This window comes from Microbacterium umsixpiens, assembly GCF_053543675.1.
Window position 1 is genome coordinate 23,871 of sequence record NZ_JBLVOH010000129.1, and the last position, 1,111, is coordinate 24,981.

A 1,111-nucleotide genomic window follows, 5' to 3' on the forward strand; every position below is an offset into this window, starting at 1 on the left:
GTGCGCGCGACTTATTCCTGAGTTGTGAACGCGCGCGACGGCCGCACCACCCCTCCCGCCGAGGCAGAACCGCCCGGCTCGGGATAAAGTGGCGACACGATGAGGATCACGCGCCGCACTCTGCTCCTCGGCGCCGGAGCCGGCGTCGCTTCGGTGCTTCTCGCCTCCTGCACCCCCGAACCCGCGCCCACGCCGACGCCCACGCGCACCCGTGAGCCCGAGCCTCCGCCCGGAGTTCCCGCGCCGGCCGGCAGCGTCCGCAGCACCTGGACCACCGACCCGTTCGCCCTCGGCGCCGTCAGCTTCACCCCCGTCGGAGTCGTCGCCGGCACGCGCACCGCGCTGGGTCTGCCCATCGACGATCGCGTCTTCTTCGCCGGCGAGGCGACCGATGAGGATGCTCCCGGCACGGTACGCGGGGCCATCGCCTCCGGTGCGCGCGCCGCGGAAGAGCTCATGATCCCGGGCAGCTCCGGCGAGCGGGTGGCCGTGGTCGGTGCCGGGCTCGCGGGCGCCACGGCTGCGGCACTGCTCGCCGAACGCGGCGTGCAGGTGACCGTGTTCGAAGCGCGCGACCGCGTGGGCGGACGCGTCCACTCGCAGGTCGACGACTCGTGGCCGGTGCCGGTGCAGCTCGGCGCCTGGCTCTTCGGCGAAGACGATTCCGAGGTCCTCGATCAGTTGACCAGCGGCGATGTCGGCATCGAAGACCTCGCCGGCGAGCTCTGGCGCACACCGGATGCCGACATCGACCCGGTCGACCCGCAGCCGTTCACCGCCGCGATGACCACGGCGCAGGCGGCCCCCGAAGATTCCTCGGTCGCCGACGCTCTGACCGCGGCGGGCGTCGATCCCGCCGACCCCGCGACCGCCGCCCTGCTCGCGATCCTCGCCACCCGCACCGGAGCCGATGCCGACGCACTCTCCAGCTGGCTGGCCCCGCCGCTGCCGACCGGTGAGCCGAAGGCGGCCCGCGATGATCTCACCCCGTTCGTGGAGCATGCGCTCGACGGCGTGCAGGTGGGGCTGAGCTCCCCGGTCGCGCGCATCGCGTACGACGACTCCGGCGTCAGCATCCGCCTCGGCACCGGTGAGGCCCTGTCCTTCGACC

1 protein-coding gene is annotated in these 1,111 nt (G+C 73.4%); it reads left to right on the forward strand.

Annotated features, from left to right (window positions below; all coding sequences use genetic code 11):
• Window positions 1–99 precede the first annotated feature (99 nt).
• On the forward strand, window positions 100–1,111 hold a 1,012-nt coding region (locus ACNPM4_RS13035; RefSeq protein ID WP_448985949.1), incomplete at its 3' end, for an FAD-dependent oxidoreductase.